The organism is Streptomyces sp. NPDC051018 (assembly GCF_044456085.1).
Classification (GTDB): domain Bacteria; phylum Actinomycetota; class Actinomycetes; order Streptomycetales; family Streptomycetaceae; genus Streptomyces.
In genome coordinates this window covers 145910-162378 of the sequence record NZ_JBITFN010000014.1, presented here as the reverse complement: position 1 = coordinate 162378, position 16469 = coordinate 145910, and the positions used below count along the sequence as shown (strand labels likewise).

General features: G+C 69.6%; 14 protein-coding genes and 2 tRNA genes. 2 read left to right on the top strand and 14 right to left on the bottom strand.

Features of this window, described 5'->3' with window-relative positions:
- Positions 1 to 254: 254 nt before the first annotated feature.
- From ACIBCM_RS23845 to ACIBCM_RS23820, 6 genes are all read right to left on the bottom strand, one after another.
- Positions 255 to 1274 (bottom strand): rod shape-determining protein, encoded by a 1020-nt coding sequence (locus ACIBCM_RS23845; protein ID WP_389264228.1) that lies wholly within the window; start codon positions 1272 to 1274, stop codon positions 255 to 257.
- 257 nt (positions 1275 to 1531) lie between these two features.
- Positions 1532 to 1945, bottom strand: coding sequence for a nucleoside-diphosphate kinase (gene ndk / locus ACIBCM_RS23840; RefSeq protein ID WP_399246337.1), 414 nt, complete (start codon positions 1943 to 1945; stop codon positions 1532 to 1534).
- A gap of 216 nt (positions 1946 to 2161) precedes the next feature.
- Positions 2162 to 2512: a DUF4233 domain-containing protein gene (locus ACIBCM_RS23835; RefSeq protein WP_399246335.1), complete on the bottom strand. Its 351-nt coding sequence runs from the start codon at positions 2510 to 2512 to the stop codon at positions 2162 to 2164.
- Positions 2513 to 2516: 4 nt separating this feature from the next.
- A complete protein-coding gene (locus ACIBCM_RS23830; RefSeq protein WP_399246333.1) occupies positions 2517 to 4037 on the bottom strand; it encodes a bifunctional folylpolyglutamate synthase/dihydrofolate synthase in 1521 nt (506 codons plus the stop codon).
- Positions 4038 to 4100: 63 nt separating this feature from the next.
- Positions 4101 to 5285 carry a sensor histidine kinase gene (locus tag ACIBCM_RS23825; RefSeq protein ID WP_399246331.1) on the bottom strand — a complete coding sequence of 395 codons (1185 nt, stop codon included), beginning with the start codon at positions 5283 to 5285 and terminating at the stop codon, positions 4101 to 4103.
- Between the two features lie 449 nt (positions 5286 to 5734).
- Positions 5735 to 8356 (bottom strand): valine--tRNA ligase, encoded by a 2622-nt coding sequence (locus ACIBCM_RS23820; RefSeq protein WP_399246330.1) that lies wholly within the window; start codon positions 8354 to 8356, stop codon positions 5735 to 5737.
- Positions 8357 to 8494: 138 nt separating this feature from the next.
- Between ACIBCM_RS23820 and ACIBCM_RS23815 the strand changes: the two genes are divergently transcribed.
- Entirely contained in the window at positions 8495 to 9556 is a 1062-nt protein-coding gene (locus tag ACIBCM_RS23815) for a hypothetical protein (RefSeq protein WP_399246328.1), read from the top strand.
- A 248-nt stretch (positions 9557 to 9804) separates the two neighbouring features.
- On the opposite strand, the gene clpX is transcribed toward ACIBCM_RS23815, so the two are convergent.
- The 5 genes from clpX to ACIBCM_RS23790 form a co-directional block, all read right to left on the bottom strand.
- Positions 9805 to 11088, bottom strand: a complete 1284-nt coding sequence (clpX, locus tag ACIBCM_RS23810; RefSeq protein WP_399246326.1) for an ATP-dependent Clp protease ATP-binding subunit ClpX — start codon at positions 11086 to 11088, stop codon at positions 9805 to 9807.
- Between the two features lie 146 nt (positions 11089 to 11234).
- Positions 11235 to 11894: an ATP-dependent Clp protease proteolytic subunit gene (locus ACIBCM_RS23805; RefSeq protein ID WP_399246324.1), complete on the bottom strand. Its 660-nt coding sequence runs from the start codon at positions 11892 to 11894 to the stop codon at positions 11235 to 11237.
- 87 nt (positions 11895 to 11981) lie between these two features.
- On the bottom strand, positions 11982 to 12596 hold the full coding sequence (locus tag ACIBCM_RS23800; protein WP_399246322.1) for an ATP-dependent Clp protease proteolytic subunit: 615 nt from the start codon (positions 12594 to 12596) through the stop codon (positions 11982 to 11984).
- A 556-nt stretch (positions 12597 to 13152) separates the two neighbouring features.
- Complete coding sequence (gene tig, locus ACIBCM_RS23795) at positions 13153 to 14586, bottom strand: trigger factor (RefSeq protein ID WP_399246320.1); 1434 nt, start codon at positions 14584 to 14586, stop codon at positions 13153 to 13155.
- Between the two features lie 208 nt (positions 14587 to 14794).
- Positions 14795 to 14871 (bottom strand) — tRNA-Pro (locus tag ACIBCM_RS23790).
- A gap of 141 nt (positions 14872 to 15012) precedes the next feature.
- Between ACIBCM_RS23790 and ACIBCM_RS23785 the strand changes: the two genes are divergently transcribed.
- Positions 15013 to 15086 (top strand) — tRNA-Gly (locus ACIBCM_RS23785).
- Positions 15087 to 15237: 151 nt separating this feature from the next.
- Here the strand turns inward: ACIBCM_RS23785 and ACIBCM_RS23780 are convergent.
- From ACIBCM_RS23780 to ACIBCM_RS23770, 3 genes are all read right to left on the bottom strand, one after another.
- Positions 15238 to 15429 carry a hypothetical protein gene (locus tag ACIBCM_RS23780; protein ID WP_399246318.1) on the bottom strand — a complete coding sequence of 64 codons (192 nt, stop codon included), beginning with the start codon at positions 15427 to 15429 and terminating at the stop codon, positions 15238 to 15240.
- Positions 15430 to 15513: 84 nt separating this feature from the next.
- On the bottom strand, positions 15514 to 15708 hold the full coding sequence (locus ACIBCM_RS23775) for a hypothetical protein (protein WP_399246316.1): 195 nt from the start codon (positions 15706 to 15708) through the stop codon (positions 15514 to 15516).
- A 246-nt stretch (positions 15709 to 15954) separates the two neighbouring features.
- A complete protein-coding gene (locus ACIBCM_RS23770; protein WP_399246314.1) occupies positions 15955 to 16422 on the bottom strand; it encodes an HD domain-containing protein in 468 nt (155 codons plus the stop codon).
- Between the last annotated feature and the right edge of the window lie 47 nt (positions 16423 to 16469).

Here is a 16469-nt window from a genome sequence, read left to right as displayed (position 1 = left end):
TGTACGGGTTGGCAGGCACCCGTACAGGGGTTCCCCGTGCAACCCCCCGGGCCCCGGTTCCCCGGAGCCGTAGGACCCCGGAGCACGATCGCCTTCCCCCTCCCGCGTACGGCACACCCGCCGGGCGCGCCGCTCCCGGGAACCCGTCCGACCCCGGCCCCGCCCACCGGGGCGAACCCCGTGGGCGTCCGGCGGAGCCCGGCCCGGCCGTGCCACCGCACGGGCGCGGTCATCGCACCCGTGCGGTCACGGCGCTATCGGCGGGGCTGGGCGTCCAGGACCTGCTGGAGCGCCTCGAACTCCTCCACGCACTTGCCGGAGCCGAGCGCCACCGAGTCCAGCGGGTCCTCGGCGATATGGATCGGCATACCGGTCTCACGGCGGAGCCGTTCGTCGAGCCCGCGCAGCAGCGCGCCGCCGCCGGTGAGGACGATGCCCCGGTCCATGACGTCGCCCGACAGCTCGGGCGGGCACTTGTCGAGAGTGGTCTTGACGGCGTCGACGATCGAGTTGACCGGTTCCTCGATCGCCTTGCGGACTTCGGCGGCCGAGATCACCACGGTCTTCGGCAGTCCCGACACAAGGTCACGGCCGCGGATCTCGGTGTGCTCGTCCTTGTCCATGTCGTACGCGGAACCGATCGTGATCTTGATGTTTTCGGCGGTCCGCTCACCGAGAAGGAGCGAGTATTCCTTCTTGATGTGCTGAATGATCGCGTTGTCCAGTTCATCACCCGCGACGCGGATGGACTGCGCCGTCACGATTCCGCCGAGGGAGATGACGGCGACCTCGGTGGTGCCGCCACCGATATCGACGACCATATTGCCGGTGGCTTCATGGACCGGGAGTCCGGAGCCGATGGCCGCGGCCATCGGCTCCTCGATGATGTGCACCTGCCGGGCGCCCGCCTGCGTCGACGCCTCGATGACCGCGCGGCGCTCGACGCCCGTGATGCCCGAGGGCACACAGACGACGACACGCGGACGGGCGAGGTAGCGGCGCTTGTGGATCTTCAGGATGAAGTAGCGGAGCATCCGCTCGGTGATCTCGAAGTCGGCGATGACGCCGTCCTTCAGCGGCCGGACGGCCACGATGTTCCCGGGCGTCCGGCCGATCATCTTCTTCGCCTCTGAGCCGACCGCGAGAATGCCGCCCGTGTTGGTGTTGATGGCGACGACGGACGGCTCGTTGAGAACGATTCCCCGGCCTCTGACGTACACCAGCGTGTTGGCGGTCCCGAGGTCGACAGCCATGTCACGGCCGATGAACGACATGTTGTTCCCCATGAGGATGCGTCTGGCCTTCCCAAATCGAGCTCTGACTGCTTTTCAGGATGGCGAGGTGGTGGATGCTGTGGCGTAGAGGCTTCCATCGTAGTGCCGCCTCTACCGACACGGCGCGGTGGTCCACCTCTGTATAGGTGACGAGGTGTCGCTGCGATGCGTTCCCGAAAAGTTCTCGCATATACCAAAAAGGCGACCGAATTCCTTCGGTCGCCCCAGGTCGTGAGCGCTGTATGGCTGACGTACGGTCAGGAAAGACCGGGGAAGAAGATCTTCAGTTCCCGAATGGCGGACTCCTCGGAGTCCGACGCGTGGATCAGGTTCTCCCGGACGACCGTACCGAAATCGCCACGGATGGAGCCGGGCTGCGCGGCGATCGGATCGGTCGGCCCGGCCAGCCGGCGTACGCCCTCGATGACCCGCTCGCCCTCGACGACGAGCGCGACCACGGGTCCGGAGAGCATGAAGTCGACCAGCGGCTCGTAGAAGTCCCTGCCGATGTGCTCGGCGTAGTGCTGCTCCAGGGTCTCACGGTCGAGCCGGCGCAGTTCCAGAGCGGAAACGGTCCAGCCCGCCTTGGCCTCGATGCGGCCGATGATCTCGCCGACGAGCTTACGGCGGACGCAGTCGGGCTTCAGGAGGACGAGGGTGCGCTGGGTCATGGTGTGCGGCTCCTTGCGGCATTCGGGTGCGGATGTGTGAGGCTACAGGGGGCGGGGGCACGGCGGCACCCGGAACTGATCACCGGTCAGGGGCCGGGGGCGGCGGGCAGCCGGGCGGCAGGAAGAGCCGGCCCCGCGCGGTCCGGACCGCGCCCGTCCCCGCGCCGGGACCGGTCCGGAGGCGGGCGCGCCCCTTCCGGGGGGACGGGCGGGACGCTAGGCCCCGGGCTGGGCCTCGCCCTGGGCGGCCCATCGCGCCTTCACCTCGTCGATCTTGCGTCCGTAGTGGACCGACGCCCACCACAGGCCCGCGAAGCACACGCCCAGGACGAACATCATCGGGACGACGAAGCCGCTCAGGACCAGGCCGATCTGGAGGGCCCAGCCGAGCTGGACACCGCCGGGCCGGGTGACCATCCCGCTCAGCAGGACCGACAGCAGCATCCCGACACCGCAGACGGTCCACACGGTCGTCATCGACAGATCGTCGCTCTTCATGGCGACGAGTCCGGCGAACCCGATCACGAAGAACTCGCCGATCAGCGTCGACGCGCAGAGCATACGCATGTCCTCAGCCCCTTCCCAGCAGCAGCCGGGCCTCGCCGACCGTGAACACCGAGCCGGTCACCAGCACACCCGCGCCCGCGTACTCGGCCTCCTCCTCGGCGAGCGTCACCGCCGCCTCCAGAGCCTCGTCCATCCGTGGCTCGACGACCACGCGCTCGTCGCCGAAGACCTCCACCGCGATCGCGGCCAGCGCGTCCGCGTCCATGGCGCGATGGGTGGAGTTCCGGGTCACGACGACCTCGGCGAAGACCGGCTCGAAGGCTTCGAGCAGCCCTCTGACGTCCTTGTCCTCGCTGGAGCCGACTACTCCGATCAGCCGCGAGAAGCCGAACGCCTCGGTGACCGCCTCGGCCGTCGCCCGCGCGCCCGCCGGATTGTGGGCGGCGTCCAGCACCACCGTGGGGCTGCGGCGCACCACCTCCAGCCGTCCGGGCGTGGTCACCGCCGCGAACGCCTTGCGGATCGTCTCCGTGTCCAGGGTGCGCGCGTGCTCCGCGCCCACACCGAAGAACGCCTCGACCGCCGCCAGCGCCACCGCCGCGTTGTGCGCCTGGTGGGCCCCGTACAGCGGGAGGAAGATGTCCTCGTACTCCCCGCCGAGTCCGCGCAGGGTCAGCATCTGGCCTCCGACGGCGACCTCCCGGGAGACGATGCCGAACTCCATGCCCTCCCGGGCCACCGTCGCGTCGACCTCGACGGCCTTCTTCAGCATGACCTGCGCGGCGTCCACCGGCTGCTGCGCCAGGATGACCGTCGCGCCCTGCTTGACGATCCCGGCCTTCTCCAGCGCGATCTCCGCGGGCGTGGTGCCGAGCCGGTCGGTGTGGTCCAGGTCGATGGGGGTGACCACGGCCACGGAGGCGTCGATGACATTGGTCGCGTCCCACGCGCCGCCCATGCCGACCTCGACCACCGCCGCGTCCACGGGCGCGTCCGCGAAGGCCGCGTACGCCATGCCCGTCAGCACCTCGAAGAACGAGAGCCGGAACTCCTGGGCCGCGTCCACCATCTCCACGTACGGCTTGATGTCCTCGTACGTCTCGACGAACCGCCCGGCCTCGACCGGGACGCCGTCCAGGCTGATCCGCTCGGTGATCGACTGCACATGCGGCGAGGTGTACCGGCCGGTGCGCAGGTCGAACGCCGAGAGCAGGGCCTCGATCATGCGGGCCGTGGACGTCTTGCCGTTGGTGCCGGTGATGTGGATCGAGGGGTATGCGCGCTGGGGCTGGCCCAGCACGTCCATCAGCGCGGCGATCCGGGTGACCGAGGGCTCCAGCTTGGTCTCACCCCAGCGGGTCGCCAGATCGGCCTCGACCGCGCGCAGCGCCTCGGCGACCTCGGGGTCGGCCGGGCGGGCGGGCGCGGTGCCGGGCCGGGGCGGTCCGGCCTGGGCCCGCAGCGTACGGCTGCCGGCCTCGATCACCGCCAGGTCGGGGTCACGGTCGGTCTCGGCGTCGACGATCTCGTCGAAGAGGTCGGGCTCGTTCGGCTCGACGGGATCGCCGGCGGGGTGTTCACTCACGGCTCCAGTCTAAAGTCCGGGCCTTGCCCCACGTCCGCGGGCTCACGCTCTCTCACCGTGCTCTCATCGGGGCAGGCGGCCGGGCTCTCCCCGGGGCAGCCGGCCTGCCGGGAGCAGCGCCACCACCTCGTACACCCCCTCGTGCGCGCCGGCCGTGAGCGTGCCGCCCATGCTCTCCACCCGCTCCCGCATGGAGAAGGTGCCGGTCCCGCTGGACACCGGCTCGGTCGGCGGTGCGGCCGCGGGCAGCGGATTGCCCACCGCCACGCGCAGCCGCCCGGTGTCCAGCCCGATGGAGACCGCCACCCGCTCCCCCGGCGCGTGCTTCGCCGCGTTCGTCAGACACTCCTGGACGACCCGGTACACCGCCGTCTGCCGGAGCGGGGAGAGCCCCCGGGCCGCCTCGCTGATCTCCAGCGTCACCGGGCTTCCCATACGTTCACTCTCCCGTGCGAGGGCGGGCAGCCCCTCCAGACCGGGGGTCGCGGTGCGTTCGTCCGCGCGGTGGACGATCGTGTCGTTGAGCATCAGATGCGCGCGGCGGGCGGTGTCCGCCAGCTCCTCGAAGTCCTTGTGGTGGGCGGTGCCCCGCGCCCGCACGGACAGCACCTCCGCCCGGACCGCGAGCACCGTCAGCTCCCGCCCGACGAGATCGTGCACATCACGCGCGACGGACGTCCGCTCGTCCTGTACGGCCTGGAGCGCGGCCGTCTCCGCGCGCTGGGCCTCCAGCTCCCGTACGAGGTCCTGCCGGTACGCGGCGATACCGACGCCCGACGCGAGCACACCGATCGGAACGACCAGGCCCAGGAACTCGCTGAGCGTGCCCGCCTGGTGCTCCGGCCACCCCGGCAGATTGAAGAGCGCGTACGCCACGGCGATATAGCCCACGGTGGCGACGGTGCCCGCCCAGCGCCCCCGGAACCGTCCCAGCGAGTACAGCGCGAACTGGATGAGCGTCAGCTCGTGCAGCCAGCCCAGCAGCACCAGCGCGACCAGATAGGGCAGCCACGGCAGCCGCCTGCGCACCACCAGGGTGGCCGCGCCCGCCGCCAGGACGAGGGTGGCGGTCAGCCCGGTGAGCGAGTTGTCCCCCTGCGCGAGCCCCGGCACATCGAGCACCATCAACGAGAAGCAGCTCAGCGCGGTGATCACATCGAGGGCCCGGGGGGAGGTCGCCCAGCGCCGCGTATGCCGACGGGTCGCCGCACTGATACGGCGGACGGCATACGTGACGGGCGCAAGCATCCCCCCATCATCAACGCCCCCACCCCCACCCCACCCGCCGGGTCACCCAAACTCCGCCTCGCCGCCGGTCAAGGCACGGAAGTCCCGCAGCCCGGAACCCACCGACGGGGCTTCACCAACACAGCCGCACCAGATCCAGCCCCGCCGGCGATTGAGGCGCGGGGGGGCTCGGGGGGCAGAGCCCACCGACAAGGACCGGACACCCGCGGACCAGGCAGCCCCAAGGGGAACCCCGGCACCCCAAAAGCCCGGACCCGACAACACAGCCGCACAAAAACCAGCCCCGCCGGCGATTGAGGCGCAGGGGCCCGGGGGCAGAGCCCACCGACAAGGACCCGACACCCACGAACCAGGCAACCGCAAGGAACCGGCGGCCCAGGCCCCCCACGCCAGTGGGACCCGGCCCCACCCCGTGGACCACCCCCAAGCCGCGGCCCCCCGGCCGCCCCTCACCGCACCGGCAGCGCCTCCAGCTGCGCGCTGATCCGCGCGATCTCCTCCTCCGCGTGCGCGAGCCGCTGACGGATCTTCCCGACCACCTGCTCCGGCGCCTTCGCCAGGAACGCCTCGTTCCCGAGCTTCGCCCCCGCCTGCGCCTTCTCCTTCTCCGCCGCCGCCAGATCCTTGGCGAGCCGCTTGCGCTCCGCGCCCACGTCGATCACGCCGGACAGGTCGAGCGCCACCGTCGCACCGGCGACCGGAAGCGTGGCCGTGGCGCTGAAGCCCTCCCCCTCCGGCTGGAGGCGCAGCAGCTGACGGATCGCGGGCTCGTGCGGCGCCAGGGCCGTACCGGCGAGGTCGAGCCGCGCCGGGACCTTCTGGCCCGGCTGGAGCCCCTGGTCGGAGCGGAAGCGCCGGACCTCGGTGACCACGCGCTGGACAAGCTCGATCTCCTTCTCCGCGGCCTCGTCGCGGAAGCCGCTGTCCCCGGGCCAGTCGGCGATCACCAGGGACTCACCGCCGGTGAGCGTGGTCCACAGCGTCTCGGTGACGAAGGGCACCACCGGGTGCAGCAGCCGCAGGGTGACGTCCAGGACCTCACCGAGGACCCGCGCCGAGACCTTCGCCTGCTCGCCGCCTTCGAAGTACGTCGTCTTGGACAGCTCGACGTACCAGTCGAAGACCTCGTCCCACGCGAAGTGGTAGAGCGCGTCCGACAGCTTGGCGAACTGGTAGTCGTCGTAGTACGCGTCGACCTCGGCCACGGTCTTGTTCAGCCGGGACAGGATCCAGCGGTCCGCCGCCGACAGCCGCTCGGCGGGCGGCAGTTCGCCCTCGACGGTCGCGCCGTTCATCAGCGCGAACCGGGTCGCGTTCCAGATCTTGTTGGCGAAGTTGCGGGATGCCTGGACCCAGTCCTCGCCGATCGGGACGTCCGCGCCCGGGTTGGCGCCCTTGGCGAGGGTGAAGCGGACGGCGTCGGAGCCGTACGCGTCCATCCAGTCCAGGGGGTCCACCGAATTGGGGTTGGACTTGGACATCTTCTTGCCCGTCTCGTCCCGGACGAGTCCGGTGAGCGCGACGGTGTGGAAGGGCGCCTCGCCGTCCATGGCGTAGAGACCGAACATCATCATCCGGGCGACCCAGAAGAAGATGATGTCGTGGCCGGTGAGCAGGACGTCGGTGGCGTAGAACTTCTCCAGGTCCGGGGTCCGCTCCGGCCAGCCGAGGGTGGAGAAGGGCCACAGCCCGGAGGAGAACCAGGTGTCGAGGACGTCCGGGTCCTGGGTCCAGCCCTCGCCGGCGGGCGGCTGCTCGTCGGGGCCGACGCAGACCATCTCGCCGTTCGGGCCGTACCAGACCGGGATGCGGTGGCCCCACCACAGCTGGCGCGAGATGCACCAGTCGTACATGTTGTCGACCCAGTCGAAGTAGCGCTTCGACATGTCCGCGGGGTGGATGGCGACCCGGCCGTCGCGGACGGCGTCACCGGCGGCCTGGGCGAGCGGGCCGACCTTGACCCACCACTGGAGGGACAGGCGCGGCTCGATGGTGGTCTTGCAGCGGGAGCAGTGGCCGACGGAGTGGACGTAGGGGCGCTTCTCGGCGACGATCCGGCCCTGCTCGCGCAGGGCGGCGACGATCGCGGAACGCGCCTCGAAGCGGTCCAGGCCCTGGAACGGACCGGGGACCGTGATCACGGCCCGCTCGTCCATGATCGTCAGGGACTCCAGGCCGTGGCGCTGGCCGATGGCGAAGTCGTTCGGGTCGTGGGCGGGGGTCACCTTGACCGCGCCGGTGCCGAACTCGGGGTCCACATGGGTGTCCGCGACGACCGGGATGGTCCGGTCGGTCAGCGGGAGCTTGATGCGCTTGCCGATGAGGTGGGCATAGCGCGGGTCGTCGGGGTGGACGGCGACGGCGGTGTCGCCGAGCATCGTCTCGACCCGGGTGGTGGCGACGACGACCGTCTCGTCGCCCTCGCCGTACTTCAGCGAGACCAGCTCGCCGCTGTCCTCCTGGTACTCGACCTCGATGTCGGAGATCGCGGTGAGACAGCGGGGACACCAGTTGATGATGCGCTCGGCGCGGTAGATCAGCTCGTCGTCGTAGAGCTTCTTGAAGATCGTCTGGACGGCCCGGGAGAGGCCCTCGTCCATGGTGAAGCGCTCACGGCTCCAGTCGAGTCCGGCGCCGAGGCGGCGGAGCTGGCCGAGGATCCGGCCGCCGTACTCCTCCTTCCACTGCCAGACGCGCTCGGTGAACGCCTCACGGCCGAGGTCGTGGCGGGACTTGCCCTCCTCGGCGAGCTGCTGCTCCACCTTGTTCTGGGTGGCGATGCCCGCGTGGTCCATTCCGGGGAGCCACAGGGTCTCGAAGCCCTGCATGCGCTTGCGCCGGGTGAGGGCGTCCATCAGCGTCACCTGGAACGCATGCCCCAGGTGGAGGGCGCCGGTGACATTGGGCGGCGGAATGACGATCGTGTACGCCGGCTTCTCGCTCTTGGCGTCCGCCTCGAAGTAACCGCGTTCTACCCAGCGCTCGTACAGCTTCCCCTCTACCTGGGCCGGCGCGTACTGGGTCGGCAGTTCGGGGTTGCTGGCTGGCTGCTGCTGAGTGTTCTCGGTCACGGGGCTCAGTTTAGGGGTGTCTCAGGGGCGTACTGAAACGGGAATGTTCCGTAACGGTGTGACCCCCGTCGCCCCGCTTTGAGGGCGGGTAAGTCAGGATGTCAGGGCCATATAAGTGTTTGGAGGGGGACCTCGGAGATGAGTCACAACCAGCCGGGCCCATACGGCGGCCAGCCCCAGCAGCCCGGACCGTACGGACAGCCGGGGCCCTACGGCCAGCAGCCGGGGGCCCCTCAGCCCGGATCCGGCTACCCGCAGCAGGATCCCCAGCAGCCGGGTTACGGCTACCCGCAGCAGGACCCGCAGCAGCCGGGTTACGGCTACCCGCAGCAGAGCCCTCAGCCGGGCCCGTACGGACAGCCGCCGCAGGACGGGCAGCCGGGTTACGGCTATCCGCAGCAGCCTCCCCCGGGGGTCCCGCCGCAGCAGGGGCAGGGCCAGTGGGGCCAGCCGCAGCAGCCGGGCCCGTACGGACAGCAGCCGGACCACTCCGGCCAGGTCCCGCCCCCGCCGGCCGGGGGGAAGAAGAAGACCGGTCTGATCATCGGCGCGGCCGTCGTCGCGCTCGCGGTGATCGCCGGAGGCGCGTACTTCCTGCTGGGCAAGGACGACGGAGGCTCCGGCAGCGATGTCTCGGACGCCACCAGGGGCTACAAGCTCACCCCCGCGGCGGCCGTCGACGACTACAAGAAGGCGGGCGACGACAAGTCGGAGCCCATGTCCGACAAGGAAAAGAAGGACGCGGCCGCCATGGGGATCAAGGACCCCACCCAGGTCGGCGCCACCTACCGGTCCGGTGACGATCCGCTGACGGGCAAGATGCTCGTGGTCAGCGGACTCTGGGGCGAGGTCGAAGACCCGGGTAAGGCCGTGGACGAGTTCTTCCAGACCGCCAAGAAGGACACCGACTCCGAGGTGGACGTCAAACTGATCGGCAGCCCCAAGGCGTTCACCCCGTCCGGCTTCGAGGGCGCGCTGATGAAGTGCCAGAACGCCAAGTTCACGCCCACGAAGGCGTCGGCGCCCGGCGCCAAGGCGTTCGAGATTCCCATGTGCGTCTGGGCCGACTACAGCACCGTGGCCGTGGTGATGTCGATGGACATGGCCACCATGATGACCGGCAAGGGCGAGGCCATGCCGCAGAGCGAGGCCGCCGATCTCACGGCCAAGGTCTACAAGACCTCGCGTACCAAGGTCTGACCGCGCCTCGCCGCACCCGGGGGGTCGCGAGGCGAAGAAGGCGCCTGCGGAGTCCGACGGCCCGCGTGATGTCTCGCGCCGGGCCGGTGACCGCCCGCTCCGGCGTGCCCGCCGCGGGAGGCGGCCTCACCGCTGCTCTCCGCGCGGAGCCCGCCGTCCGCCGGAAGTCGTACGGCACACAAGGGGCGCCCCACCGGATGGTCCGGTGGGGCGCCCCTTGTGACGTACAGGTGTCGTACCGTGCGCCGCTACGCCGACTTCTCGTGGCGGCCGTCGTTCTTCACGATCCTCGGCACCAGCGTCGGGTTGACGTTGTCGCGCACCACGTCCGCCGTGATCACGACCCGGGCGACGTCCTTGCGGGACGGCACCTCGTACATCACCGACTGGAGGACCTCCTCCATGATGGCCCGCAGGCCCCGCGCGCCCGTGCCGCGCAGGATCGCCTGGTCGGCGATGGCCTCCAGCGCCGGACGGTCGAAGTCCAGCTCCACACCGTCGAGTTCGAAGAGACGCTGGTACTGCTTCACCAGCGCGTTGCGGGGCTCGACGAGAATCTTCAGCAGCGCTTCGCGGTCCAGGTTGTGCACGGAGGTGATGACGGGCAGCCGGCCGATGAACTCGGGGATCATCCCGAACTTCACCAGGTCCTCGGGCATGACCTCCTGGAACTGGTCGCTCGCCTCGATCTCCCGCTTGGAACGGATCGTCGCGCCGAAGCCGATGCCCTTGGCTCCCGACCGCGACTCGATGATCTTCTCCAGGCCGGCGAAGGCACCGCCCACGATGAACAGCACATTCGTGGTGTCGATCTGGATGAACTCCTGGTGCGGATGCTTGCGTCCGCCCTGCGGCGGTACGGACGCGGTGGTGCCCTCCAGGATCTTCAGCAGCGCCTGCTGGACACCCTCGCCGCTCACATCCCGGGTGATCGAGGGGTTCTCGCTCTTGCGGGCGACCTTGTCGATCTCGTCGATGTAGATGATCCCGGTCTCGGCCTTCTTGACGTCGTAGTCGGCCGCCTGAATCAGCTTCAGCAGAATGTTCTCGACGTCCTCGCCGACGTAACCCGCCTCGGTGAGCGCCGTGGCATCGGCGATCGCGAACGGGACGTTGAGCATACGGGCGAGGGTCTGGGCCAGCAGCGTCTTGCCGGAGCCCGTGGGCCCGAGGAGGAGGATGTTGGACTTCGCCAGCTCGATGGCGTCGTCCCGGCCCTGCGCCCCGCCGGTCTCGCCGGCCTGGACGCGCTTGTAGTGGTTGTAGACCGCGACGGAGAGGGCTTTCTTCGCGGGCTCCTGCCCGACGACATAGCCCTCGAGGAACTCGTAGATCTCACGCGGCTTGGGCAGTTCCTCCCACCGCACCTCGGAGGACTCGGCCAGCTCCTCCTCGATGATCTCGTTACAGAGTTCGATGCACTCGTCGCAGATGTACACACCGGGGCCTGCGATGAGCTTCTTCACCTGCTTCTGGCTCTTCCCGCAGAACGAGCACTTGAGCAGATCGCCGCCGTCACCGATGCGTGCCACGAGGTGCTTCCCCTTCGCCTGGGAGCGGCTTGGTTCAGCCTGCTCCTGGTGCCTCATATCCGACGGTACCTTGCCGGGACCCTCGTTCGGGCCCCCCTTGGCGCGGTTCACATTGTCGTGTACCGCGCCAAGAGTGAAGCACCGGGTCAGGCGGCGGCAGCCGCCGTGGTCTTGCGGGTGGAGACGATCTGGTCGACGAGACCGTACGCCAGTGCCTCTTCGGCGGTCAGGATCTTGTCGCGCTCGATGTCGTCGCGGACCTGCTCCAGCGGCGTGGTGGAGTGCTTGGCCAGCATCTCCTCCAGTTGCTCGCGCATCCGCAGGATCTCCTTGGCCGCGATCTCCAGGTCGGAGAGCTGCTCACGGCCGGTCTGCGTGGACGGCTGGTGGATCAGGACCCGGGTGTGCGGCAGGGCCATCCGCTTGCCGGGGGTGCCGGCGGCGAGCAGCACGGCCGCGGCGGAGGCCGCCTGGCCCATGCAGACCGTCTGGATGTCGGGCTTGACGAACTGCATCGTGTCGTAGATGGCCGTCAGCGCGGTGAAGGAGCCGCCGGGGCTGTTGATGTAGATGGAGATGTCGCGGTCCGGGTCCATCGACTCCAGGCACAGCAGCTGCGCCATGACGTCGTTGGCGGAGGCGTCGTCGATCTGCACACCGAGGAAGATGATGCGCTCCTCGAAGAGCTTCGCGTACGGGTCGTACTCGCGCACCCCCTGGGATGTGCGCTCGACGAAGCGGGGGACGACATAGCGGTTGTCCGGCTGCGGGCCGGTGTAGAGGCCGCTGGCGGAGAAGTTGCTCATATGGGTGTTCACCGTCCTGGAGGCGTTGCGCGTAGCGTTTCGCGGGCGTCGCGCGGGCTGGATTGGCTGGGTGGGAGCCGTGAGGGCTCAGGCGCCGGTGCCGCCGCCGCCCGGGACGTTCGAGGCGGACGACATGATGTCGTCGATGAGGCCGTACTCCTTGGCCTCCTCCGCCGTGAACCAGCGGTCGCGGTCGCCGTCGCGGATGATCGTCTCCACGGTCTGGCCCGAGTGGTGGGCGGTGATCTGCGCCATGCGCTGCTTCGTACGCAGCAGGTACTCGGCCTGGATCTTGATGTCGGAGGCGGTGCCGCCGAGACCGGCCGAGCCCTGGTGCATGAGGATGTCGGTGTTCGGCAGGGCGAAGCGCTTGCCGGAGGCGCCTCCGGTGAGCAGGAACTGGCCCATCGAGGCCGCCATGCCCATGCCGATGGTCACCACGTCGTTCGGAATGAACTGCATGGTGTCGTAGACCGCCATCCCGGCCGTCACCGAACCGCCGGGGCTGTTGATGTAGAGGTAGATGTCCTTGTCGGGGTCGGCCGCAAGGAGCAGCATCTGCGCGGTGATCTTGTTCGCGATCTCGTCGTCGACCTGCTGGCCGAGGTAGATGATGCGCTCGCCGAGCAGCCGGTTGTAGACATGGTCACCAAGGCCACCGAGGGACGGCTCACCGGCGGCTTGAGGCATCAGATTCGTCACGTGTCCACCTGCTCGTCTCTGACGGCTGCCCGCCGTCTCGCGTCTTCGTAGCCGGGGCGGGTGCTGCCCTGCCCCTCGTACTCATGGACCCTAACGCGCAGGTCGGACAACGCCATCCCGGTTCCCGAACTGTTCGCTCGGAGCGCAAGGTCACACGGCGGGATTGAGGCACGGGCCCCCGGCGCCCGCGCTCGCGTTCGACACCCGGGGCCGGGTACGGGATGCGGATGGCCCGGGGGCCGCGGGTACGGGGGCCGGCCGTCCGGCGCGCGTACGGGGTCCCGGGGCGGGGCCGGGCGGGAGACGGTACGGGAACCCGGGATCCCGCCCGTGCCCGATCACGGCCGGGATCCCCGGAGGGGAGGGCGCGGGGCGGGCGCGGGCCGGGCCGGGCCGGGCCGGGCCGGGAACGGCCGGAGGGCCCGGACGCGGGTGCGTCCGGGCCCTCCGTGGGCGGTGCGGGGCGGCACGTACGGCCCCTGGCGGGATCCGCACGGGCCACGCGCGGGGGCACTGTCCCCCGGGACCCCCTGTCCGGGGCCCGGGCGGGGGGTGCTCAGGCCTCCGGCTTGTCCCCCTTGTCCTCGGACTGGTCGGCCTTGTCCGCCGCGTCGGTCCCGGCATCGGCGGCATCGGCGGTGACACCCTCGGCGGACTCGCCCGCCTCGGCCTCGTCCTCGTCGTCGTCCAGGTCGACGACCTCACCGTTGGTGTCGAGGACCTTCGCCGCCTCGACGACCACGGCGAGCGCCTTGCCGCGGGCGACCTCGCCGACGAGCATCGGGACCTGCCCGCCCTCGACGACGGCCTGGGCGAACTGGTCCGGGCTCATGCCGGAGGAAGCCGCACGCCGCATGAGGTGCTCGGTCAGCTCCTCCTGGTTGACGTTCAGCTTCTCCTTGTTGACCAGCTCGTCCAGCAGGAACTGGGTCTTGATGCCCTTGACCGCCTGCTCCTTGGTCTCGGCGTCGAACTCCTCCTCGGTCTTGCCCTGGATCTCCAGGTACTTCGCGAGGTCGATGCCCATCTGGCCGAGCTGGTGGTGCTCCAGGTTGTGCTTGCGGGTGTTGATCTCCTCTTCGAGGAGCTTCTCGGGGACCGGCACCTCGGCGAGCTTCAGCAGCTCCTCCAGAACGCGCTCCTGGGCCTGCGTGGCCTGGTCGTACGCCTTCATGTTCTCCAGGCGCTTGCGGCTGTCCGCGCGCAGCTCCTCAAGGGTGTCGAACTCGCTCGCCAGCTGCGCGAAGTCGTCGTCCAGCTCGGGAAGCTCACGGGAGGCGACCGCGGTGACCTTCACGGTGACCTCGGCGTCCTTGCCCTCGGCCGAGCCGCCCTTGAGCTGGGAGGTGAAGGTGGCCTCACCGCCGGCCTCAAGGCCCTTCACGGCGTCGTCGATGCCGTCGAGCAGCTCGCCGGAGCCGATGGTGTAGGAGACACCGGCCGCGACGCCGTCCTCCAGGACCTCGCCGTCGACCTTGGCCTCCAGGTCGAGGGTGACGACATCGCCCTCGTCGGCGGCGCGCTCGACCGGATTGGTGGAGGCGAAGCGCTCACGGAGCTGCTCGACCGACTTGTCCACGTCCTCGTCGGTGACCTCGACCGCGTCGACGGTGACCTCGATACCGGAGTAGTCCGGGATCTCGATGGAGGGACGGACGTCGACCTCGGCCGTGAAGTTCAGCGTCTCGCCGTCCTTCAGCTCGGTGATGTCGACCTCCGGCTGGCCGAGGGGGTTGATCTCCGCCTCGTTGACAGCCTCGGTGTAGAACTTCGGGAGCGCGTCGTTGACGGCCTCCTCCAGCACCGCGCCCCGCCCGAACCGCTGGTCGATCACTCGGGCCGGGATCTTGCCCTTGCGGAAGCCCTTGACCGTGACCTGCTGGTTGATCTTCTTGTACGCCGCGTCGAGGCTGTCCTTGAGCTCCTCGAAGGGCACCTCGACAGTGAGCCGAACCCGGGTCGGGTTCAGGGTCTCCACGGCGCTCTTCACGGTTCGGTCTCCTTGATGGCTGAATTCTGGGGTTCTGCCGCGTCCGCCGCATATGGAACGCATACGGGGCGGCTCAGCTGATCGACCCGGATCGTCGTCGCGGTCGGCCTCACTCGTCCGACTCGTCCGACACACGGGCACGCAGTTTGCATAGTAGCCGCAAGCCGGATCCGCCCCACAATGCGATCTTGCAGGGCGATGCTGGTGGTGGTCGGGGTGGCCGGATTCGAACCGACGACCTTCCGCTCCCAAAGCGGACGCGCTACCAAGCTGCGCCACACCCCGTCGGTGCGACACGTAGGGTACATGTTCGCAGGCAGTCAGGCTGCCGCTTATCGAGTGGTGGCCGACCGGGAGGAATAGGGTGTGCGCCGCGCGCCCAGGACCCGCTACGATGCTCTTCGTGCCGCGGACCTGCGGCACCTCGCGGGCGTAGCTCAATGGTAGAGCCCTAGTCTTCCAAACTAGCTACGCGGGTTCGATTCCCGTCGCCCGCTCCATACGGCTCAGGGCCGGTCCCGGAGGTTCATCCTCCGGGACCGGCCCTGAGCCGTTGTTGCAGGCCGGCCCGTTCGCAGGGGAAAGCCGCCGTCCCGGCGCCGACGGGGCTCCGGGCGGTTCCGGTGGGAGTGGCGGGCCCCGGGAGTGGGGTCAGTCGTCGGTGACGGTGATCATCACTTTGCCGATGTCCAGAGTGTCGCTGGCCACCTCGCCGTCGACCTGGTGGCCCACCCAGGTGCCGCTGTGCAGAAGGGCGCTCAGGAGCGAACGCGGTACGGCGATGTGCACATTGGTGCCCAGGGCGTCTCCGCCGGTGATGTCCACTCCGAGTGACTTGCTCATGACGGCGCATCGTACCGTCGCGCCGCGCGGACGGCGCCGGACGGCGGGTGCCCCGCCGGGAGGCGGGACGGGTGGGTCACCGGGTCAAAAGGTGATCTCGTTGATCGTGTCCGCTATCGAGTTGAGGAACCTGTTGATCGACGGGGCCATGCCCGTCGACGCCAGGAAGAAGCCGAAGAGGATGGCAGCGACGGCCGGTCCGGCCTTGATCGCGCCCGATCGCATCAGCACCACGAGGATGATGCCCAACAGCAGCACCACAGACAGTGAAATGGCCACAACTGATCACACCCTCGATCGTCCGCCTCGCCGGTCCGGGGGCACAGAACGCTGCACTTCCCCGCCTCTTGAACATCGTGCCACTCAACCGGGCGGTCCATGCGACCCTCTGACGAATCGTCGACGAGGGAATCTCGCCATCCGCGCTCCCGGCCACCCCTGCCACGCAGGGTGTTTTCACCTCTGGTGGAGCGAGAGTGCGAGGAAAGCCGCGAAAGAATTCGGCCTGATCGTCACCGGGTGATCTCAGTCACCGGACCGTGGTTCGGACAGTCCCAGCAGCGCGCGCGTCCTGGTGTACTTGGCGGTGAGGCGGGCGCGGGTCGGCTCGTCGAGGGCGGCGAGCCGGGTGGGGTCGCTGTTGTGGGCGAGATCGGACTCCTTGATCAGGAGTGCGCCCGGGGTCGCGAGGATGCGCGCGGTGTACGACTCCAGTTCCTCGCCCGGCCGTTTGGTGAGCGCGAGGACCAGGTCCTTCACCCGCGCGGGCAGCGCCGCCTCCGCCAGCCACCGCTCGGAGAGCGCATCGTCCTCGACGGCGTCGTGCAGCCATGCGGCGGCGATCTGCTCCTCGGTGCCGCCCCGGGTGCGTACGCCTTCCGCGACGGCGGCCAGGTGCTCGGCGTACGGACGTCCGGACTTGTCGGTCTGACGCGCATGGGCGTCCCGGGCGATCGCCTCGACCTCGGCGAGTGTCAGCGGCGGTGTGGTCATACCTCCGACTGTAGGGGCCGGGCGCCCCGCCCGCCCGCCCCCGGCGG